Raw genomic sequence first — 19,443 nt, forward strand, 5'->3', positions numbered from 1 at the left:
GAGATAAGGGGTAACCCTCTATGTACGCGATCGTCAAGACCGGCGGCAAGCAGTACAAGGTTGCCGAAGGCGACCTCGTCAAGGTCGAGAAGCTTGAGGGTGAAGCAGGCGACAAGGTCGAACTCACCCCGGTCCTTCTCGTTGATGGCGCAAACGTCACCTCCGGTGCCGACGCTCTGTCCAAGGCAAAGGTCTCCGCGGAGATCGTTGAGCAGGGCAAGGGCAAGAAGGTCAAGATTCTGAAGTACAAGAACAAGACCGGCTACAAGGTCCGTCAGGGTCACCGCCAGCCGCTGACCACCGTCAAGATCACTGGCATCAAGTAACCAACTAGGAGAGATTGAACTATGGCAACCAAGAAGGGTGCATCCAGCTCCTCGAACGGTCGTGACTCTGAGTCGAAGCGCCTCGGCGTGAAGCGCTTCGGTGGCCAGCAGGTCAAGGCCGGCGAGATCATCGTCCGTCAGCGCGGCACCAAGTTCCACCCGGGCGACAACGTCGGCCGTGGTGGCGACGACACGCTGTTCGCACTGGCCTCCGGCTCCGTGCAGTTCGGCATCAAGCGCAAGCGTCGCATTGTCAACATCATCCCGGCTGACGGCCAGGGTGTTGCTTCCGAGGTCCTCGAGCAGGCTGAGGCAGCAGGCGTTGTTGAGGAAGGCACCGCAACCGCATAAGTACGTGTAACGCTTTGGCGTCGCAGGTCCCGTGCATTCGGGCTTGCGGCGCTTTTTGCATATCATCGTCCGTGTTACAGAAAGGCGGAAAACAACCATGGCTCAATTCGTTGACCGTGCCACCCTGCACCTCCAAGCCGGCGATGGTGGCCACGGCTGTGTGTCCGTCCACCGCGAAAAGTTCAAACCCCTCGGCGGACCGGACGGTGGCAACGGCGGCCACGGTGGCGACATCATCCTTGAGGTTTCCACACAGGTCCACACCCTGCTGGATTTCCAATACCGCCCGCATGTGAAGGCGAAGCGTGGTGGCAACGGCGCGGGTGATTGGCGCAACGGTGCACGCGGCGAGGATCTCGTGCTCGAGGTGCCGGTCGGCACCGTTGTGCGCAGCGAAGAGGGCGAGGTGCTCGCAGACCTCACCGTGCCTGGCACCCGCTTCATCGCTGCAGAAGGCGGTTTCGGTGGGCTGGGCAATGCTGCGCTGGCTACCGCCAAGCGCAAGGCACCGGGCTTCGCGCTCAAGGGTGAACCGGGCCAAGCGCTGGACCTGATCCTGGAACTGAAGTCCATGGCTGATGTGGGCCTGGTGGGTTTCCCGTCGGCGGGGAAGTCGTCGTTAATTGCAGTGCTCTCCGCGGCAAAGCCGAAAATTGCGGACTACCCCTTTACCACGCTCGCGCCGAACCTGGGTGTGGTTAACGTTGGCCATGACACGTTCACCATCGCCGATGTGCCCGGGCTGATTCCGGGGGCAAGCCAGGGCAAGGGGCTTGGTCTGGACTTCCTGCGTCACATCGAGCGCACCGCCGTGCTGGCCCACATCGTGGATGTGGCCACGATGGAGCCGGGGCGCGACCCGATCTCTGACATCGAGGCGCTGGAGCACGAATTGGATACCTACGCCGAGGCGTTGGATATGGACACCGGCCTGGGCGATCTGCGCGAGCGTCCCCGCATTGTGGTGCTGAACAAGATGGACGTGCCGGAGGCTAAGGAGCTCGCGGAGTTCCTCAAGGACGACATCGAGGAGAAGTTCGGCTGGCCGATCTACATGATTTCCACCGCCACCCGCGAAGGTCTTGATGAGCTGAAGTGGGCGATGTGGGAGATTGTGAAGAAGGCCCGCAAGGCTCGCCCGAAGCCGGAGCGCACTGCTGAGGCTGAGGTGATCCGTCCGCGCGCGGTGGGTCGTTCCAACCGTGGCGGCATCGAGGTCACCCGCGACCCGATGTACCCGGAGGGTTGGCTGGTTACCGGTGAGAAGGCGGAGCGTTGGATCCGCCAGACCGACTTTGAAAACGACGAGGCCATCGGCTACCTCTCTGACCGTCTGAACAAAGCTGGCGTGGAGGAAATGCTGCGCAAGCTCGGCGCGGAAGAGGGCGATACGGTCACGATTGGTGAGATCTCCTTTGACTGGGAGCCGTCGATTGGTGGCGACCCGACCCTTGCCGGCCGTGGTCAGGACGCGCGTCTTGGCGGCACCGACCGTGTGTCCTCGGCGGAGCGCAAGCGTGCATCGCAGGCTCGTCGTGGCCTGATCGACGAGTACGACTACGGCACCGGCGAAGAGGCCGATCGCGAGCGCTGGCAGGGATAGGGATGTCGGATCTTCGCAGCCAGATCGCGTCCGCGCGCCGCATTGTGGTGAAGCTAGGCACCAGTTCGCTTGTCGACGACACCGGGCAGGTATCCCCAGCAAAAATCGATCGCATCGTCGACGCGATCGAAGCACGCATCGCCCGCGGTACCGACGTGGTTGTCGTGTCCTCCGGTGCGATCGCCGCCGGCATGGTCCCACTCGGGTTGAAGACGCGCCCGCGTGATTTGGCGACGAAGCAGGCCGCAGCCTCGGTTGGCCAGATCCACCTGGCTCAGGTGTGGGGTGCCTCGTTTGCGCGCTACGGCCGCACGACCGGCCAGGTGCTGCTCACCCAGTCGGATGCCGGTTCGCGTGAGCGCGCCCGCAACGCGCAGCGCACACTCGAGCGGCTGCGTCAGATGGGGGCGGTGCCGATTGTCAACGAAAACGACACGGTTGCCACCTCTGAGATGCGCTTTGGTGATAACGACCGGTTGTCGGCGATCGTCGCTACGCTCATCGCTGCGGACGCGCTGGTGCTGCTCTCCGACGTGGATGCGCTCTATGACCGCAACCCGGCTGAGCCTGGGGCAGTGCGTATCGACGAAGTCCGAACCGGCAAGGACCTCGAAGCCGTCCAAGCCGGCGACGGCGGCGTTTTCGGCACTGGCGGCATGGCTGCGAAGGTGTCGGCGGCTCGCCTGGCGGCGCGCGGCGGCGTGCCGGTGCTGCTCACTGCAACGGAGAACATCGACGCCGCACTCGACCACGGCCAGGTGGGCACCGTGTTCCATACGCGCCCGGGCCGGAAACTTTCGGCGTGGAAGTTCTGGGCGCTCTATGCAGCAGACGCGGAGGGAGTGCTGCGCCTGGACGAAGGCGCGGTCGAGGCCGTGACCCGTGGCGGCACGAGCCTGCTCGCGGTGGGGATCACCGGGATCGAAGGCGAGTTCCACGCTGGTGACATCGTGGAGATTCTCGGCCCCGATTCCGAAGCGATCGGCCGCGGTGAGGTGGCGTACGACGCCGCCGAACTCGCCGGGATGCTGGGGCGCCACTCCGACGAGTTGCCCGAACACCAGCGTCGCCCCGTGGTCCACGCGGACTACCTAAGCAACTACGCGTCCAGGTTGTAGTCCAGGCTGTAGGCGTTAGCGGAACAGTTCGGTGGGCATACGCCAGATCTTCTGGCCCAGCGGGGTGATTCGGGTTTCGGGTTTGATCTTCATTAGGAAGTTCTCGTCGCTAGCTGTGCGTGGCAGGTATGCGAATCCCGGAAGGCTCGTTAGGCCTACGACAGGTGGGTAGGACGGGTCGTAGTCGATAACCACGTCGAATTGGAGCAGGCGCTTGATGAGTCCGTTGGCTCGTTCGCGGGACTCGTTCGTCAGTTTCCCGGGCGCGACCATTTCGTGTCCGATGAGACGGAATGCGACGAAGGTGGCGTTTTTGGTGAGGGCCGGATCGACGTCCCAGGGCAGGTTCTCTTGGACGGTGGTGATTGGAGAGGTGTAGCCGGCTTGTTTTGCCAGTTGATGAATGTACTGGCGGGAAACGTTGTACTCACGGGCGATTTCTACCTGGCGGTAGCCGTTTTCCATCATGTAGATCACGAGCTCGGGTGAGAGGGGAGTTGTCATAGGCAATGCACTTTCTTCTACAGGTGTCGGGGAAACACTACAGGTCCTATAGGTGTGATCACATGAGTTTTCTTGAGGAATTCTTGACGGGCACTGTTAACTTCCTTACAGGGGTGGCGCCCGTGCGATCGTGGACACTCGAATAGTTCCAATGTCGGTGCCGGGGGTCGGGTTCTTCCGTACTCTGGGCAGGCATGAAGTTCACGTATTTGCCAAAGCCCAAAGACGAGCCCATCGCCGCGCTGGAGGCACAGGGCCATGAGTATGTCGCTCTCGAGGACAACCCTGACCTCGTGCTGTTCGGCGGCGGTCCGAAGGATTTCCCGGATGAGCTGCCCGACAGCGTGAAGGTCGTGCAGATCCAGTACGCCGGCATCGAGGGTTTGCTGGAGGCTGGCATCCTGGCTGAACATGCGGCCAACGGTGTGCGCTTTGCTAATGCGGGTGGGCTTTACGACGACACCGTGGCCGAATCCACCCTCGCCCTCCTGCTTGCCGTGGAGCACCGTATGAAGGCCGTGGACCGCGAGTGGAACAACACACAGCTGTTCAAAGAGAAGGAGTACCTCTTCGATAACAAGAAGCTCGCCCTGATTGGTGCTGGTGGTATCGGTAAAACCCTGATCCGCTTCTTGGAGCCGTTCGGTATGGAGATCACCGCCGTGAACCGCTCGGGCAACCCGGTGGACGGTGCGGACCGGACCGTTGCCATGAAGGATGCCGACGAGGTCTGGGCCGATCACGATTACTTTGTGCTGCTCACCCCGTTGACGGAGGAGACCCGCCACATGGTGAACACTGATCGGATTGAGCAGATGAAGGACACGGCGGTCGTCGTCAATGTTGGGCGCGGTCCGCTGATTGATACGGAGGCGCTCACCGACGCACTGGTTAACGGCAAGCTCCGTGGCGCTGGTCTTGACGTGACGGAGCCGGAGCCGCTGCCGGCGGACCACAAGCTGTGGGACCTGGATAACTGTGTGATCACGCCGCACACCGCGAATATCCCGCGGTACATGGAACGCCGCATCGGGGCGCTGGCGTTGAAGAACTGGGGCCTCTTCGAAGCGGGGGAGAAGATGTCGACCGAGGTCGACGTCGAGGCCGGGTACTAGATCACCACTACGTCAGTGCGGCAGAGTCCCGCTCTGAGCGCACCGCGTCTGCGACGGATTCTTGCCCGGTGTCCACCCGGGGAAGTTTGGTAAGTCGCGCTAAGGCTTCTGATCGTTTTACGTTTTCAGGGTCGGGCGTGTGCTTGTCGGACATGAAAAAATGGTGCGCCAGCCCACTGTCGGTGTCAAGACCTTGGCAGTTGCATTAACGCTACGATTGCCGCATGACTGCCCAACAGACTGATCAGCAACGCCAAGCCGAGCGCGACGAGGTACTGCAGAAAGCACAGCGTGCCAAGGATGTCGCCCCGACGATTGCGGTGCTGCCGACACCGGCGAAGGATGCGGTGCTGTTGGCGGCAGCGCAGGCACTGGCCGAGCGCGCAGGTGAAATCCTTCAAGCCAACGCGCGCGACATCGAAGAAGGTCGCGCGAACGGGCTGGCGGAGTCGGTGTTGGACCGGCTGGCGCTCGACGAGGAACGCATCGACGGCATCGCCGGGGGGCTGCGCCAGGTTGCGGGCCTGCAGGATCCGGTGGGCGAGGTGCTTACCGGACGTACGCTGCCCAACGGGATTCAGATGAAGAAGGTGCGCGTCCCGCTCGGCGTGATGGGCATGGTTTACGAGGCACGCCCGAACGTCACCGTCGACGCGTTCGGCCTGGCGCTGAAGTCGGGCAACGTGGCCCTGCTTCGTGGCTCCAAGACGGCGCGCCACTCCAACGAGGCGCTCGTCGCCGTGTTGCAGGACGTCCTCGCTGCCAACGATTTGCCGCGCGAGGCCGTGCAGCTCCTGCCATGTGAGAGCCACGATTCTGTCCAGGACCTCATCACCGCCCGCGGGCTGGTGGACGTGGTCATCCCGCGCGGAAGTGCACGTTTGATCAACGCGGTGGTGACCGGCGCGACCGTGCCCACCATCGAGACCGGCACTGGCAACTGTCACTTCTACATCGACGCGTCCGCAGATCTGGACAAGGCGATCGCGATGCTGCTCAACGGCAAGACGCGCCGGGTCAGCGTGTGCAACGCGACAGAGACGGTGCTTATCGACGCCCACCTGTCCGAGACCGACAAACACACCATCATCGCGACGCTGCAGGAGGCTGGTGTGGTGGTGCATGGTGACGTCGATAAGCATGCTGCGTTCGGTGCCACCGTAGAACCCGCAACGGAGGAGGACTTCGCCGAGGAATACCTCAGCATGGACATCGCAAGCGCCATCGTTGACGGCGTCGATGGTGCGACCACGCACATCGCGCGTTACTCCAGCGGCCACACGGATGCGATCGCAGCCCAAGACGCAGATGCTTTGCGACGATTTGCTGCCGCCGTCGACTCCGCCGCCGTCGTCCTCAACGCCTCGACCGCATTCACGGATGGGGAGCAATACGGCATGGGTGCAGAGATCGGCATCTCTACACAAAAGCTTCACGCGCGCGGACCCATGGCGTTACCGGAGCTGACCACCACGAAGTGGATTCTGGAAGGTAACGGCCAGGTGCGCTAGTCTATCGGCGTGCTAAAATCCCGGACCTCCATTCGCGCCAAGTTTGCGCTGTTTGCCACGGCTATTGCGACGGCTGTGACCGCAACGTTGAGCCCCGTCGCACCGACCCCCGAAGCAGACGCGCAGACGCGCTGTCCGGCGGTCGCCGTCATCGCTGCCCGCGGCTCGGGCCAGAACACGCAGATTTACCGCACGAAGTATTCGTGGGCTGCGCCGTGGACCTCCAACGGTTGGGAGGGTGAGACGATTCGTGCGTTCCTGCAGCATGCGGAGCGTCGCTACGCAGCCACCCACGGCGGTAACTCGCTGATGAAGGACGTCGAGGTCATCGGCCTGGAGCCGCGCTACTACCCGGCGACGTTCCCCGAATACGACGTACCGTCGGTTGCCGTACCAAGCACCATCCTGCAGGCACTGGCTCTTGCGCTGCAGTACGCCAACCCGGTGTGGATGATGGCAAGGCGAGTAGCCACAGAGTTCGTGGATTCGGTCCAGATCGGACGCACCGGTGTGATGCAGATGGTCAATGACTACGAGCATCGCAGTGGTTGCCGCCCGAAGTACATCCTGTCCGGTTACTCGCAAGGCGCGATGATTCTGCTTGAGCACGAGCGCGAACTGGCACGCCGTGGCCAGTTGGCGGGTGTGGTCTACTTTGGCAACCCGAACACGGCGGCGGGGGATTGGTCCACCGTCGGCGTGCCAGCAGGTGGTGCCGGAGGCATGCTTGGCTTCTTGCCGTTTAACACCAAGACCGCAGGGGCGACCCCGAACCGCGTGAACTACTGCTTGCCGCAGGACTCCGTGTGTGACCTGTCCATTCAGACGCTGCAGGCATCCCAGCCAACTGGTGGCAACCACGCGCGTTACTTCCGTTGGCCATCGCGCTGGGACAACCAAGTCTCGGATGCTTTCGGCCGATTTGTTGATCAGGTACGCTACCGCTAATGAACCGCATCATTTCCGCTACTGTCGCTGCCGCGTTGTTGGCTGGCGCGACGCCTACTGTTGCCTCGGCCGCAGAGTTTGTGCGCAAGACCGAGGAAACGAAAACCGTCAAGGAAACGTGCCAGTGGAAAGTTGATGAGGAGGGCGGCAACCCCGTCCCGGTGACCAACAGCAAGGGCGAGCAGATCTGTGTCACGGAGACCGTGTCCCAGCCGGGCAGCTCCAACAAGGCAAAGTGGGCTGACGAGTCGAATCGTCCGGTGATCATCGGCACGGTGCTGGGTATTCTCGGCGCGCTGGTCGCAGGCGTCATCGGCATGTCTTTGCTGTTTATTGAGTCGATTAACATCCAGCCACTGCCAGGATTGAGGTAAACACCCAATGGCTGAGCACTACGCGGCATCGCTGGACAACGCCCGGCGCATCGGGGTGATGGGTGGCACGTTCGACCCGATCCACCACGGCCACCTCGTTGCCGCGAGTGAGGTGGCGGATCGCTTCAACCTCGACGAGGTCATCTTCGTACCCACCGGCCAGCCGTGGCAGAAGGCCGACCGGCACATCAGTCCGGCGGAAGACCGCTATCTGATGACCGTGGTGGCCACCGCGTCCAACCCGCGCTTCTCCGTTTCACGGGTGGATATCGACCGTGGGGGACCCACCTACACGATTGACACCCTGCGGGACCTACGAAAACAATTCCCGGACGAGGCCCTGTTCTTTATCACGGGCGCGGACGCGTTGGCGTCGATCATGTCCTGGCACGACTGGGAAGAAATGTTTGAACTCGCCGAATTCGTCGGCGTGACGCGCCCCGGCTACGAGTTGCGCGAAGACATGCTGCCTGCGGATATCCAGGAACGCGTGCACCTCGTGGAGATTCCCGCCATGGCGATTTCTTCGACCGATTGCCGCGAGCGCGCCTCCAACGGGCGCCCGGTTTGGTACCTGGTGCCGGACGGTGTGGTGCAGTACATCGCGAAGAATTCGCTCTACGCACCCTAGGCGCGACCCCTGAACTGGAAATGTTGCGGTCATACGTGGGACAATGGCCCAGTTGATTTGTCCATGACCTGAATAAGGATTGCCACTTGACTGCCCCGCAGATCTCCATTGACCGCGCCAAGGTAGCCGCGAAGGCCGCCGACGAGAAGCTCGGCACCAATATCGCTGTTATCGACGTGTCTAACGTCATGGCGATCACCGACGTGTTCGTCATCGTCTCTGCAGATAACGAACGCCAGGTTGCCGCCATTGTTGAAGAGGTCGAAGGCGACCTGACCGACCTGGGTGTTGAGCCGAAGCGCCGTGAGGGCAACCGCGAAAACCGCTGGGTGTTGCTTGACTACGGCAACTTCGTGGTCCATATCCAGCGCGAAGCCGAGCGCGAGTTCTACGGCCTGGACCGCCTGTACGCAGACTGCCCGGCCATTGAGGTCGAAGGGCTCGAGCCTTACGAGCGTCCCGCAGCGTTTGGCGACGAAGCTGACCTGCGCAAAGCCCAGACCATCGAGGACCTTCCTCTGGCAGGTGAGGGACCCGAAGCCGCGGACGACGAGTACTAAGACCCATGCAGCGCCGACTGATTTTGCTGCGTCACGGCGAGACGCTCTATAACGCAACTCGCCGCATGCAGGGCCAGCTGGATACTGAACTGTCCGAGCGCGGACGCGCCCAGGCGCACGCTGCGGCAGAGGACCTGCGGCACTTGGGTATTAACAAGATCGTGTCATCTGACCTCATCCGTGCGAAGGATACGGCTGATGTGGTGGCGGCAGATTTGGGCCTTGAGGTAGTCGTCGATAAGCGTCTGCGCGAAACCCACCTTGGCCAGTGGCAAGGCAAGACGCACGAGGAAGTGGACACCGCCCACGACGGGGCTCGTGCGTTGTGGCGCACCGACCCCACCTGGGCGCCGCCAGAGGGCGAAAGCCGCATCGACGTTGCGCAACGTTCCCGCGAAGTGGTCATGGAACTCATGCGTGACCACGATGAATGGGACAATGCTGCCGTCCTGCTCGTGGCGCACGGAGGCACCATCGCCGCGCTGACCGCGACGCTGCTCGGTTTGGAGGTGTCCCAGTATCCGCTGTTCAAGGGGCTCGGTAACGCGAACACGTCGCGGTTGGTGGCAATGCCGCGCATTGACGACGACACCAAGACCCAGTGGTACATCGAAGCCTGGAACCGAGGCCGTAACTAATGGGTGTTCGCGTCGTGGTGGATTCCTCCGCGGGGTTGCCGCAGGAGGTCGTGGAGGAACTCGACATCTGCGTCGTTGACCTGCACCGCGTCGAGGGCGCAGAAGGGGAGTCCTCGTCCGGGTTGTCGTCGCTGGAACTCGCCGCCTGTTATGCCCGCCAGCTCGAGCGTGGTGGCGACGACGGTGTGATCGCCCTCCACCTTGCCAAGACGTTCTCGTCCACCTGGTCGGCTGCGGTGGCCGCCTCTGCGGTGTTCCCAGGCACGGTCCGTGTCGTGGAGACGCACTCCGCGGGCATGGCGATCGGCGCCGCAGCGATGGCAGCCGCGACTGTTGCGGCGGAAGGCGGCACGTTAGACGAGTGCGAAGCGATGGCGAAGTCCACCATCGCGCGCTCCGAAACGTGGTTGTACCTGCACCAACTCGACGATTTGCGCAAGTCCGGCCGCCTGCCTGCCGGCACCGCGATGCTCTCGGCTGCGCTGCTGGCAAACAAGCCGATCCTGCACATCAGGGAAGGCAAGCTCGAACTCGCGGGCAAGACTCGCACACAGTCGAAGGCGTTTGCCAAACTCACCGAGTTGGTAGAAGAGCGCGCGTGCGACGAGCCCGTTTTCGCCGCAGTGCAGCACGCGGACGCGCCGGACGCCGCCGAGCAACTCGCGGATCTGCTGCGCGAAACACTTCCGGAAGGCTCACGGGTCATGGTCGAGCCGCTGGTGAAGGTGATCGCGATGCATACCGGCGAAGGGGCAATCGGCCTGTCGGTGGTGTTCTCATCTCGTAATTGTGGATAACTGTTGTTTTCGTCGCCCGTAGATGGCGGGTTATCCACAGATTTTTTCCGACCCCTTGGCGAGTGCGCCGGGGGTTTATAGCGTTTTTGGTGTGAACGCCACTGAACGACTCAAGGAGCTCACCCGGCCCACCGGGGAAGAAGACCTCCTGACGGTGCGCTACCCAGAGCCGCGGGTGCGCATCCCTGTGAAACAAGCTGCGGCCGCCGCCGGTGCAGTGCTGCTCGCCGTCGGCGGATGGGCGGTGACCCGATCCGGCCCCGTGGATGATGAGGGCGTTGCGTGGGAGCAGGTCGCCTCTCCCACCGAGGTCACAGGCACCGTGGTGGTCTCTGTTGTTGGTGAGGTGGAAAACCCGGGCCTGATCACGTTGAACCAGGGTGCACGGGTCGCGGATGCGCTGCAGACGGCCCGGCCATTGCCGGATGCTGACTTGATCTCGATCAATCATGCGCAATTGCTTGTCGACGGCCAACAGATCCACGTCCGCTCCCAACACGCCCCACCGGCCGCTACGGATTCCGGTGGCGGTGCTGGCGCTGCTGGCGCTTCGGCGGGTGGGGTGGTGTCGATCAACTCCGCATCGGTGCAGGAATTGACGACGATTACCGGAGTCGGCCCGTCAACCGCAGCCGCGATCGTGGCGCACCGTGAGGCAAACGGGCCGTTTGCGTCGGTAGATGCGTTGACTGACGTGAAAGGAATTGGACCGGCGAAACTTGCGGCAATGCGCGACCAGGTCGGCTTATAGACGGGGCGTGGGGTAAGTGGGGGAGATCAGGCTTGTCCCGGCGGCGCTGGTGGTGTGGGCAGCGGCTGCGGTGGCGATCACCCTCGGAGTGGGCATCGCGGTGGTTGTGGTGCTGGTGGCCGTTATCGGTGCTGTGGTGCTGCGCGCCTACGGGCAGGCGGTGTTCATTGCGGGGATGGGTGCGGCCGCCGTCGTGACCACCGGGGTGCGACTGCGCATTGCGCGGGCGTGGGAGCCCGCGGGTCAGTTCGTGGGCCGGGTATCGGGCGCGCCGAAGCAGACGAGCACCGGCAGGTTCATCGTCCGCGTGCAGGTAGACGGCAACCCGACGCTGACGCCCGTGTTTGTCGATGAAGTGCCGGACACTGCCGTGTCCGGCGCCCAGGTGGTTGTGCGTGGCGTGGTGAAGGAATCGGAGATGGCTGGGATCAACCCGATTGCGGTCAACGGGTCAGTTGAGGTGGTCGCCCCACCGCAGGGGTTGGCTGCGTTTGCACAGCACACCCGGGAGACGTTTGCCGGCGTTGTCCAGGCCACCGTGGGGGAGTCCGCCCAAGGGCTGATCCCGGGCATGGTGCTCGGGGACGTCTCGTTGCAAACCAGCCAGGAACAACAGGATTACATCGACACTGGCCTCTCGCACCTGTCAGCAGTCTCTGGTGCGAACGTGGCAATCGTGACCACGTTCGCAGCGATTGCCGCAGCGGCAGTGGGCTTGGGGCTGCGGGGCCGTATCGTGGCGTCGGCTGCGGCGCTGTTGCTCTACGCCTCGCTGGTCGGACCCGAGCCGAGCGTGCTGCGCGCTTCCGTGTCTGGGTTGGTGGGGTTGACTGCGGTGTTGGCTTCACGCCAGTCCGAGCCGATCCACGCGCTGTGTTTATCGGTGATCGGCCTAGTGCTGGTGGATTCAGACCTGGCGGTGCATTACGGGTTCGCGCTCTCGGTAGCGGCGACCGCGGGCATCGTCGCGCTGTTTCCGCTGTTGTACCGCGTCCTTGCTGCCACGGGCTGGCCCGACATTCTCGTGCGTGCACTTGGCGTTGCGGTTGCCGCCGACGTAGCGACGATGCCGATTGTCGCCATGATGGCAGGCCGGGTTTCTCTAGTCTCTGTGGTGGCAAACGTCATCGTCGCACCGGTGACCGGCCCGGTGACCGTCCTCGGCCTTGCGGCGGTGTTGCTCAGCCTCATCCACGGCGGGTTGGCTGCACCTGTGCTGTGGGTGGTGGAACCCATGGCCTATTGGGTGCGTGTGGTCGCAGAAAACGGTGCACGGTTTCCCGGTGCCACGGTAGAGACGGAACCCATCGTCGTCGTGGTTGTCTACGGATGGTTCCTCGCGGGCCTGTTTGCCGGATACCCGAAGACCACTCTGGCGGCGGCGCTTGTGTGCGGGTTTGGTGTGGTCCTGTCGCAGGCGCCGGCGGGCACGCCGGTGGATGTGGGCAGGTTGCGTGCTCATGTCGTCGAAAAGCAAGAAGATGCCCTGCCCATTCCGCCGGGCACGCAGCTTGTTGTCGTGCTTGAAAAGGGCCGCCCCCACCGAAGACCCGTGGTCACTGACCAGGGCATCCCCGTGATCTTTCCCAACCGCGACGGCAACGTTGCCATCTACCCGGATGGCACCCAAGTGCTGCCGCGGCGAGAGTTTTAAGATGGTCGTCATGCTCAACCCCGTGCACCTTGTCTTAGGCGAAGACGAATTCCTCGCCGAGCGTGCCACAAAAAAGATCATCGCCGACGCTGGCGACGGCATCGAAGTGACCACCCTGCGCGCAGGCGACGTCACCGAAGGCGAAATCGCCATGGCAACCAGCCCGTCACTGTTCGCCGAAGACCGCGTCGTACTGGTCAAACACGCAGAACTCGCAGGCAAAGAACCCACCGAGGTACTGCTGAAAGCGTGCGTGGATCCTGCACCCGGCATCGTGATCATCATCCAGCACACCGGTGGTGGGCGGCAGAAATCGCTGGTGCCCAAGTTCAAAAAACTCGCCGATGTGTACGAGGCCAATCCGCTTAACGACGGCCAACGGCGCACCTGGGTCACCGAAGAGTTCCGCTCCCACGGCGTGCGCCCTACCCCCGATGTGGTTGCCGCACTCTTGGAATCCGTCGGCTCAGACCTGCGCGAACTCGCCTCCGCCGTTAGCCAGCTTGTCGCCGACACCGACGGGGAAATCACCGTCGCCGCGGTGCGCGAATACTACGTTGGCGTCGCGGAGGTCGCAGGTTTTGACATCGCCGACCAAATGGTCGCCGGTCGCGCCGACCGCGCACTCGCATCGACGCGCCGAGCACTTCAACTGGGCGTCAAACCGGCCACCATCGCCGCAGCGCTCGCCCATAAGGTCGGCGACATCGCGAAACTCTACGGCGTGCGCGGCAACCCCGACCAGATCGCACGCACCGTAGGCATGCACCCGTACGTGGCCAAGAAAACCATGCAGGTGGCGCGCCACTGGTCTGGCCGAGCGGTGTCCGAAGCGGTGATCATCGTGGCTGACCTCGACGCAGAGGTGAAAGGCCAAGGCGGCGACGCCGAGTTCGCCCTGGAAAACGCCGTGCGACGCATCGCGGAGCTTGTATGATCGCGCCGGGAGATCTCGCCGTCATCATCGGCCTCAACGTCATCGGTGCCGCCGCGCCAGGTCCCGACGTGGTGCTGATTACCCGCACAGCGACGCGCTCGCGCCGCCACGGGTGGGCAACCGCCATCGGCATCCAAACTGGCGTGCTCATGTGGTGCGCGCTCACCGTCTTTGGCGCTGCGGCGCTGCTCAACGCGTTCCCAGACGCGCTGACCTACGTCCAACTGGTGGGTGGTGCAGTGCTGATTGCGATGGGGGCGAGCAACGTTCGTGGTGGTCTCGCGGATCGGCACAACCCACCAATGACCCTCGAAGAGGCGGAGCAGCGGCTCGGCACGGTGCGCTCTGCATACATGCGTGGCTTAGCAACGAACCTCGCCAACCCCAAGATCGTCATCGCGCTGTCCGCCATGATCGCCCCACTGCTGCCGCCCAGCCCCAGCCTGAGCACCGCCCTCATCGTGACGTTTGCGCTGTGGCTGAGCTCCTTCGTCCTGTTCGCCGTCTTTGTCCAGGTGATCTCTACCCAGCGGGTGCGGCGGAAGTTCCTGAGCGCCGGCCCCTACATCGACATCGGTGCAGGCGCGTTCTTCGTTATCGTCGGCCTGACCTTGATCGTGCGCGGGGCGCTGGCGCTCTAACCGCCCTGTAAACGGCTCGCCGTTTACAGGTACGGCAGGAGGAAGCGCACCGTGTGGGCGGTTGCGCTCGGGTCGGTGAACCAGGTGTGGATGCCACCCTCGATGCGCTCCACGCGCGTGGCCGCGTCGCAGCCCTGCGCCTCAAACGTGGTCACGTTGTCGGAGCGCGAACGGGTGGTCGTGCCCAAGCACTTGTTCTTCGAGGCCATGGTGCGCATGACGCTATCCACCGACTCGTAGAACGCACCGTGCCGGATACCGCCGTTGTATCCCACAACGTTGTCGTTGGTGCCGTGCATGATCAGCGTGGGCACCGATCCGGAGGTACAGCCGGTCACGGTCGGGTTGTAAAACGCACCAGCGACGGAGGCGACCGCCTTGACGGTGTCGGGGGCGTGGCAGGCAAGTGCGGCCGCAAATCCGCCGCCGTTGGACAGGCCGGCTGCGACGACACGGTTCGGGTCGGCGCCGTACTGGGTGGCGGCGTCGTCGATAATGGCGCGCGTGTAGGCGATGTCCTCATTCAGCGACGTGCGGGCATACGGCGCTCCAGCCCACGCGTTGTCAACACCCTGCGCGTAGATCACAATCGTGTTGTCGATTGCGGTCTCGAACTTCTGGTAGTCACGCGTCTGGCTCGCGGTGTGCTGCCAGCCACCAAAACCAAGAATCACCGGGTAGGCGACGCCCTCGGAGTAGTTCGACGGCAGGACCACATCGTAGGAGCGCGAGGTGCCATCCACCACGATGCGGCGCGTGTGCTTGCCCGGAGCCTTGTCGCCCACGGCGCCATTGCGTATCGACGACCCCGCTTCCGCCATCGGCACCGCAACCAAAATACCGGCGATGATCAACGTCAACACGCCAAGCGCCTGCTTGACCTGCGGGTTATTCATCGGAAGGAGTTTCGACAATGCCGAAACGAGCTCAGCTGCATCCACGGATGCCGAAACGGACGGGTCTGCAGCCTTCGCCTCTGGAGCGATTGCAGGGGATGCCATCAGGCTAAACGTCAGCGCGGCCGCAACCGCACGCTTTTTAATTTTCACGGAAGTTCCTCTTTTGTCGGGCCGCACGCGGCGTTAGAAACAAGTAAATCCCGCCCCGAATAAACCTGGGCGGGATCAACCTGTGAACAACGGCAATTAGTCCATCTTGTTCAGGGCGCGAGCCATGTTGGACTTCTTGTTCGCCGCAGAGTTGCGGTGGAAGACGCCCTTGGTCACAGCCTTATCCAGCTTGCGGGAAGCAACGCGCAGCTGTGCCTCAGCGGCAGCCTTGTCGCCGGACTCCACAGCCTCACGGAACTTACGGATCTCCGTGCGGGTAGCGGAACGGAAGGACTTGTTGCGCTGACGACGCTTCTCGTTGGTGAGAACGCGCTTCTTCTGCTGCTTGATGTTTGCCATCGTGAAATACCTCTTGGTTTCTCAATCGAACATGTACATGTCGCGGCATCTGGCAGGGCATTGCGTGCAGTGCTTTGGGTATCAAACGCGAACCCAAGGTCCTGTCCGCGTAGCACCGCACACCCTATTGAGCGCCGGATGCGAACAACCCCGAAAGAATAACAGTGTGAACTGCACAAACCAAACTGTTGGAGTTACGACCAGTTGAAGCGTTCGCGCAGCGTGTTGGCCACCCGCTGGAAGCGGCGTGGCGGGACGGTGGTGCCGCGACGTTCCACGTCTGATTCCGGCACGACCAGGGTCTTGTCTAGCCGTACCCAGCATGGCTGGCCGGAGGATTCCCAATCGCCCGGACCGATTTCAAACCACCGCTCATCGTTTTCGTGTTCCCGCTCGGGGGAGATCAGCAACCCCAACACGTCGTGGCGCTCACGGCCCACGATCAGGATCGAGCGCTGCCGCGGCGGATGTGAAGGGACGGTGACCCAAACAACCTCGCCTGGTTCGGCGGTGCCGTCCATGTCCGGGGCGTAGTAGATGCTGCGACACACGGAGTCGGTGGGGCGCACCGAGACTTGCGGGGCACGACCACGGCGTTGCTGGATCTGGGATGTCAGTCGATCACCAAACAGCGTAAAACCGTGGTCGAGGACGGGTTTCCTCTTTCGCTTAAAGCGCTCAAACGCCACGGTTTCACCTCCGGTTTATGGTCACTGGCCACTCTAAGCCTTCGCGGGGGATGGAACAACCACTTTTTGCTGCGAATGTTTCCCTACGTCGCGCAGCACCCACATGAGTAGCGCGGTCGTTCCGATGGTGAGCAACGCGGAGACGGCCGTTTGAGGCAGGGTGATTTCTGTTTCGCCTGGATCAGTCAATCCCAGCGTGCCGTAGGAAAACACAATCGTGTTGGACACCGCGTGCAAAACTACGGCCGCCTCCACACCGCGGGTGTGCCAGGTCAGCAGTGCGGCGCACAGGGCGAAAATGGCGATGTCGAGCAGGCCGATCCAGTTGTACAAGTGCAACGCCACGAACACGGCGGCGGGCAGTCCGTAGCAAATCCAGCCAGGTGAGATCCACTGGCCGAGGATCTGCGGCAGGCTCGCGCGGAAGACGTACTCCTCGGCCGCGGCCTGCAGCGGGACGACGACGACAAAGGCGGCGAGCAGCATCCATTCGCGAGGACTCAGCGAAAGGTCGCCGGTCCCGAACAGGAGGGCGTCGAGAAGCACCTGCGCCCCGTAGATCGCGCCGACCACCACGAACGCGCGCCCAGCAACGCCCCAGCGGAAGTGCCCCTCGATGCTGGAGAGCGCACCAGGTTTGCGGCCGAGTACCCGCGCGGCGATAAACGGCGCAGGCAGCCAAGCTGCGATGAACAACACCTGCACCAGGGAGGCAAGCGGGTCGGAGGAGGTTTCGTCGAAAAGATGGCCCAGCCCGTAGAACCCAGCGGCAAGGCCGATCGGCACCGCCATCGCCATCGTGAACGCCACAAGGCATACAGCGAGCACCAGCAATTCGACGAGCGGACGCCACCACGCAGGCTTGCGCAAACGGTGCGTTAAACCAGCTCTGTGAAACTCAGTTGGCATGCCCACACGTTAGCGCGTCGCGCGACACGTAAGATGAAGCAATTATGGCTGCCAAATCGACGAACTTCGCGGAAAATACGTTCACGGACCCCGCCCGCATCCGTAACTTCTGCATTATCGCCCATATCGACCATGGTAAGTCCACGCTGGCAGACCGCATTTTGCAGCTGTCCAACGTGGTGGACGAGCGTGAGATGCGCGACCAGTACCTCGACAACATGGACATCGAGCGCGAACGTGGCATCACCATCAAGGCTCAAAACGTTCGCCTGCCGTGGGTGCCCAAGACCGGCGCGCACGCGGGTGAAGAGATGGTGTTGCAGATGATCGACACCCCAGGCCACGTGGACTTTTCCTACGAGGTTGCCCGCTCCCTCGACGCGTGCGAGGGCGCAATTTTGCTTGTCGACGCAGCCCAAGGCATCGAAGCCCAAACCCTGGCCAATCTCTACATGGCCATCGACAACGACCTGGAAATCATCCCGGTCCTGAACAAGATCGACCTGCCGGCAGCCGACCCGGAAAAGTACGCACTCGAGATCGCCAACATCATCGGCTGCGAACCGGAAGACGTGCTGCGCGTGTCCGGCAAGACGGGCGAGGGCGTGCCGGAACTGCTCGACCGCGTCGTTGAGCTGATCCCGGCTCCGGAGTCCGAGCACGGCGCAGAGGCGCCGGCCCGCGCCCTGATTTTCGACTCCGTCTACGACACCTACCGCGGCGTCGTCACCTATGTGCGCATGATGGACGGCCGCCTGGAGCCGAACCAAAAGGTGCAGATGATGAACACCGGCACCACGCTCGAGATCCTAGAAATCGGCGTGGTCTCACCCACGATGAAGAAGACCAAGGGGCTTGGCCCGGGCGAGGTCGGCTACGTGATCACCGGCGTGAAGGACGTGCGCGAAACCCGCGTCGGCGACACCGTCACCTGGGCTTCTAAAGGTGCTTCGCAACCTTTAGAAGGTTTTGAGGAAGTCAAGCCGATGGTGTACTCGGGCCTGTTCCCGGTGTCTCAGGAAGACTTCCCGGCCCTGCGCGAATCGCTAGAGAAGCTGCAGCTTAACGACGCCTCCCTCACCTGGGAGCCCGAAACCTCCGTCGCCCTCGGCTTCGGTTTCCGCTGCGGCTTCTTGGGACTGCTTCACATGGAGATCACCCGCACCCGCCTCGAGCGCGAATTCGACCTGGACCTCATCTCCACTGCGCCGTCGGTCACCTACCGCGTGATCGCCGAAGACGGCACCGAACAAATGGTGCACAACCCGTCCGACTGGCCCGGCGGTAAAATCCCCGAGGTGTACGAGCCGATCGTGAACATGACGATCATCGTGCCCCAAGAGTTCGTCGGCACCACCATGGAACTGTGCCAGTCCAAGCGCGGCCAGATGAAGAACATGGAATACCTCTCCGAGGACCGCGTGGAGCTGCGCTACCTCATGCCGCTCGGCGAGATCATCTTCGACTTCTTCGACATGCTGAAGTCCCGCACCAAGGGCTACGCATCGCTCAACTACGAAGAAGCCGGCGAGCAGCAAGCCGACCTGGTCAAGGTGGACATCCTGCTCCAGGGCGAACCCGTCGATGCGTTCTCCGCCATCGTGCACAAAGACTCCGCCCAGTGGTACGGCAACAAGATGACCAAGAAGCTCAAAGAGCTCATCCCACGCCAGCAGTTCGAGGTGCCCGTCCAGGCCGCGATCGGCTCGAAGATCATCGCCCGTGAAAACATCCGCGCCCTGCGTAAGGACGTGCTGTCGAAGTGCTACGGCGGCGACATTTCCCGTAAGCGCAAGCTGCTGGAGAAGCAGAAGGCCGGTAAGAAGCGCATGAAGTCCATCGGTTCGGTCACCGTGCCGCAGGAAGCGTTCGTGGCAGCGCTGTCCACCGACGAGGAGTAGTTCGGCGCCCTAGTTTGATGTAAAACCACGCAGTACCGCCTGCGTGGTTTTACACTTTGCCCAGGTCGCTACCGTG

22 protein-coding genes are annotated in these 19,443 nt (G+C 62.8%); 17 read left to right on the forward strand and 5 right to left on the reverse strand.

The genetic code is table 11. The annotated features are described in order from the left end of the window. The first annotated feature begins 20 nt into the window (after window positions 1–20). The 4 genes from rplU to proB all read left to right on the forward strand — a co-directional run bounded on the left by rplU (window position 21) and on the right by proB (window position 3,398). Window positions 21–326 carry a 50S ribosomal protein L21 gene (rplU, locus tag HMPREF3171_RS10510; protein WP_070421308.1) on the forward strand — a complete coding sequence of 102 codons (306 nt, stop codon included), beginning with the start codon at window positions 21–23 and terminating at the stop codon, window positions 324–326. 21 nt (window positions 327–347) lie between these two features. Further along, window positions 348–677 (forward strand): 50S ribosomal protein L27, encoded by a 330-nt coding sequence (gene rpmA / locus HMPREF3171_RS10515; protein WP_070484886.1) that lies wholly within the window; start codon window positions 348–350, stop codon window positions 675–677. Between the two features lie 97 nt (window positions 678–774). Next, on the forward strand, window positions 775–2,280 hold the full coding sequence (gene obgE / locus HMPREF3171_RS10520) for a GTPase ObgE (RefSeq protein ID WP_070453657.1): 1,506 nt from the start codon (window positions 775–777) through the stop codon (window positions 2,278–2,280). A 2-nt stretch (window positions 2,281–2,282) separates the two neighbouring features. Next, a complete protein-coding gene (proB, locus tag HMPREF3171_RS10525; RefSeq protein WP_070484887.1) occupies window positions 2,283–3,398 on the forward strand; it encodes a glutamate 5-kinase in 1,116 nt (371 codons plus the stop codon). 15 nt (window positions 3,399–3,413) lie between these two features. Here proB and HMPREF3171_RS10530 read toward each other — a convergent pair whose 3' ends face one another. Continuing rightward, window positions 3,414–3,902, reverse strand: coding sequence for a hypothetical protein (locus HMPREF3171_RS10530; protein ID WP_070484888.1), 489 nt, complete (start codon window positions 3,900–3,902; stop codon window positions 3,414–3,416). 194 nt (window positions 3,903–4,096) lie between these two features. On the opposite strand from HMPREF3171_RS10530, the gene HMPREF3171_RS10535 reads away from it, so the two are divergent. From HMPREF3171_RS10535 to HMPREF3171_RS10590, 12 genes are all read left to right on the forward strand, one after another. Next, window positions 4,097–5,017, forward strand: a complete 921-nt coding sequence (locus tag HMPREF3171_RS10535; RefSeq protein WP_070453649.1) for a D-isomer specific 2-hydroxyacid dehydrogenase family protein — start codon at window positions 4,097–4,099, stop codon at window positions 5,015–5,017. 224 nt (window positions 5,018–5,241) lie between these two features. Further along, window positions 5,242–6,528, forward strand: a complete 1,287-nt coding sequence (locus HMPREF3171_RS10540; RefSeq protein ID WP_070453643.1) for a glutamate-5-semialdehyde dehydrogenase — start codon at window positions 5,242–5,244, stop codon at window positions 6,526–6,528. A 9-nt stretch (window positions 6,529–6,537) separates the two neighbouring features. Then, the gene (locus tag HMPREF3171_RS10545) at window positions 6,538–7,476 is read left to right on the forward strand and encodes a cutinase family protein (protein WP_083279295.1); all 939 of its coding nucleotides are present in this window, start codon (window positions 6,538–6,540) and stop codon (window positions 7,474–7,476) included. Further along, a complete protein-coding gene (locus tag HMPREF3171_RS10550) occupies window positions 7,476–7,850 on the forward strand; it encodes a hypothetical protein (protein WP_070421315.1) in 375 nt (124 codons plus the stop codon). Before HMPREF3171_RS10545 ends, HMPREF3171_RS10550 begins: the two co-directional genes overlap by 1 nt. A gap of 7 nt (window positions 7,851–7,857) precedes the next feature. Further along, entirely contained in the window at window positions 7,858–8,481 is a 624-nt protein-coding gene (nadD, locus tag HMPREF3171_RS10555) for a nicotinate-nucleotide adenylyltransferase (protein ID WP_070421316.1), read from the forward strand. 86 nt (window positions 8,482–8,567) lie between these two features. Next, window positions 8,568–9,041, forward strand: coding sequence for a ribosome silencing factor (gene rsfS / locus HMPREF3171_RS10560; protein WP_070421317.1), 474 nt, complete (start codon window positions 8,568–8,570; stop codon window positions 9,039–9,041). A gap of 5 nt (window positions 9,042–9,046) precedes the next feature. Beyond that, window positions 9,047–9,679: a histidine phosphatase family protein gene (locus HMPREF3171_RS10565; RefSeq protein ID WP_070484889.1), complete on the forward strand. Its 633-nt coding sequence runs from the start codon at window positions 9,047–9,049 to the stop codon at window positions 9,677–9,679. Next, on the forward strand, window positions 9,679–10,476 hold the full coding sequence (locus HMPREF3171_RS10570) for a DegV family protein (protein WP_070421319.1): 798 nt from the start codon (window positions 9,679–9,681) through the stop codon (window positions 10,474–10,476). Before HMPREF3171_RS10565 ends, HMPREF3171_RS10570 begins: the two co-directional genes overlap by 1 nt. A gap of 91 nt (window positions 10,477–10,567) precedes the next feature. Next, entirely contained in the window at window positions 10,568–11,227 is a 660-nt protein-coding gene (locus HMPREF3171_RS10575) for a ComEA family DNA-binding protein (protein WP_070484890.1), read from the forward strand. Between the two features lie 16 nt (window positions 11,228–11,243). After that, window positions 11,244–12,881: a ComEC/Rec2 family competence protein gene (locus HMPREF3171_RS10580; RefSeq protein ID WP_070484891.1), complete on the forward strand. Its 1,638-nt coding sequence runs from the start codon at window positions 11,244–11,246 to the stop codon at window positions 12,879–12,881. 1 nt (window position 12,882) lies between these two features. Further along, window positions 12,883–13,818, forward strand: coding sequence for a DNA polymerase III subunit delta (holA, locus tag HMPREF3171_RS10585; protein ID WP_070484892.1), 936 nt, complete (start codon window positions 12,883–12,885; stop codon window positions 13,816–13,818). Next, window positions 13,815–14,459, forward strand: coding sequence for a LysE family translocator (locus tag HMPREF3171_RS10590; protein ID WP_070421323.1), 645 nt, complete (start codon window positions 13,815–13,817; stop codon window positions 14,457–14,459). The genes holA and HMPREF3171_RS10590 overlap by 4 nt, the downstream gene beginning before the upstream one ends. Window positions 14,460–14,482: 23 nt before the next feature. Here HMPREF3171_RS10590 and HMPREF3171_RS10595 read toward each other — a convergent pair whose 3' ends face one another. From HMPREF3171_RS10595 to HMPREF3171_RS10610, 4 genes are all read right to left on the reverse strand, one after another. Then, the gene (locus tag HMPREF3171_RS10595; RefSeq protein WP_092100488.1) at window positions 14,483–15,508 is read right to left on the reverse strand and encodes a CE1 family esterase; all 1,026 of its coding nucleotides are present in this window, start codon (window positions 15,506–15,508) and stop codon (window positions 14,483–14,485) included. Window positions 15,509–15,604: 96 nt separating this feature from the next. Beyond that, entirely contained in the window at window positions 15,605–15,868 is a 264-nt protein-coding gene (gene rpsT, locus HMPREF3171_RS10600; RefSeq protein ID WP_070421324.1) for a 30S ribosomal protein S20, read from the reverse strand. Window positions 15,869–16,062: 194 nt separating this feature from the next. Then, window positions 16,063–16,557 (reverse strand): type II toxin-antitoxin system PemK/MazF family toxin, encoded by a 495-nt coding sequence (locus HMPREF3171_RS10605; RefSeq protein ID WP_070421325.1) that lies wholly within the window; start codon window positions 16,555–16,557, stop codon window positions 16,063–16,065. Between the two features lie 33 nt (window positions 16,558–16,590). Further along, on the reverse strand, window positions 16,591–17,466 hold the full coding sequence (locus HMPREF3171_RS10610) for a CPBP family intramembrane glutamic endopeptidase (protein WP_083292076.1): 876 nt from the start codon (window positions 17,464–17,466) through the stop codon (window positions 16,591–16,593). A gap of 44 nt (window positions 17,467–17,510) precedes the next feature. Between HMPREF3171_RS10610 and lepA the strand changes: the two genes are divergently transcribed. Continuing rightward, complete coding sequence (gene lepA, locus HMPREF3171_RS10615) at window positions 17,511–19,367, forward strand: translation elongation factor 4 (protein WP_070484894.1); 1,857 nt, start codon at window positions 17,511–17,513, stop codon at window positions 19,365–19,367. Window positions 19,368–19,443: the final 76 nt, after the last annotated feature.

The organism is Corynebacterium sp. HMSC08F01 (assembly GCF_001807545.1).
GTDB classification, from domain to species: domain Bacteria; phylum Actinomycetota; class Actinomycetes; order Mycobacteriales; family Mycobacteriaceae; genus Corynebacterium; species Corynebacterium coyleae.

What these genes read in the sequence shown, in the direction of transcription:
- rplU (WP_070421308.1), top strand. Translation starts at nt 21, where the DNA reads ATGTACGCGATCGTCAAGACCGGCGGCAAGCAGTACAAGGTTGCCGAA.
- rpmA (WP_070484886.1), top strand. Translation starts at nt 348, where the DNA reads ATGGCAACCAAGAAGGGTGCATCCAGCTCCTCGAACGGTCGTGACTCT.
- obgE (WP_070453657.1), top strand. Translation starts at nt 775, where the DNA reads ATGGCTCAATTCGTTGACCGTGCCACCCTGCACCTCCAAGCCGGCGAT.
- proB (WP_070484887.1), top strand. Translation starts at nt 2,283, where the DNA reads ATGTCGGATCTTCGCAGCCAGATCGCGTCCGCGCGCCGCATTGTGGTG.
- HMPREF3171_RS10530 (WP_070484888.1), bottom strand. Translation starts at nt 3,902, where the DNA reads ATGACAACTCCCCTCTCACCCGAGCTCGTGATCTACATGATGGAAAAC.
- HMPREF3171_RS10535 (WP_070453649.1), top strand. Translation starts at nt 4,097, where the DNA reads ATGAAGTTCACGTATTTGCCAAAGCCCAAAGACGAGCCCATCGCCGCG.
- HMPREF3171_RS10540 (WP_070453643.1), top strand. Translation starts at nt 5,242, where the DNA reads ATGACTGCCCAACAGACTGATCAGCAACGCCAAGCCGAGCGCGACGAG.
- HMPREF3171_RS10550 (WP_070421315.1), top strand. Translation starts at nt 7,476, where the DNA reads ATGAACCGCATCATTTCCGCTACTGTCGCTGCCGCGTTGTTGGCTGGC.
- nadD (WP_070421316.1), top strand. Translation starts at nt 7,858, where the DNA reads ATGGCTGAGCACTACGCGGCATCGCTGGACAACGCCCGGCGCATCGGG.
- HMPREF3171_RS10565 (WP_070484889.1), top strand. Translation starts at nt 9,047, where the DNA reads ATGCAGCGCCGACTGATTTTGCTGCGTCACGGCGAGACGCTCTATAAC.
- HMPREF3171_RS10570 (WP_070421319.1), top strand. Translation starts at nt 9,679, where the DNA reads ATGGGTGTTCGCGTCGTGGTGGATTCCTCCGCGGGGTTGCCGCAGGAG.
- holA (WP_070484892.1), top strand. Translation starts at nt 12,883, where the DNA reads ATGGTCGTCATGCTCAACCCCGTGCACCTTGTCTTAGGCGAAGACGAA.
- HMPREF3171_RS10590 (WP_070421323.1), top strand. Translation starts at nt 13,815, where the DNA reads ATGATCGCGCCGGGAGATCTCGCCGTCATCATCGGCCTCAACGTCATC.
- rpsT (WP_070421324.1), bottom strand. Translation starts at nt 15,868, where the DNA reads ATGGCAAACATCAAGCAGCAGAAGAAGCGCGTTCTCACCAACGAGAAG.
- HMPREF3171_RS10610 (WP_083292076.1), bottom strand. Translation starts at nt 17,466, where the DNA reads ATGCCAACTGAGTTTCACAGAGCTGGTTTAACGCACCGTTTGCGCAAG.
- lepA (WP_070484894.1), top strand. Translation starts at nt 17,511, where the DNA reads ATGGCTGCCAAATCGACGAACTTCGCGGAAAATACGTTCACGGACCCC.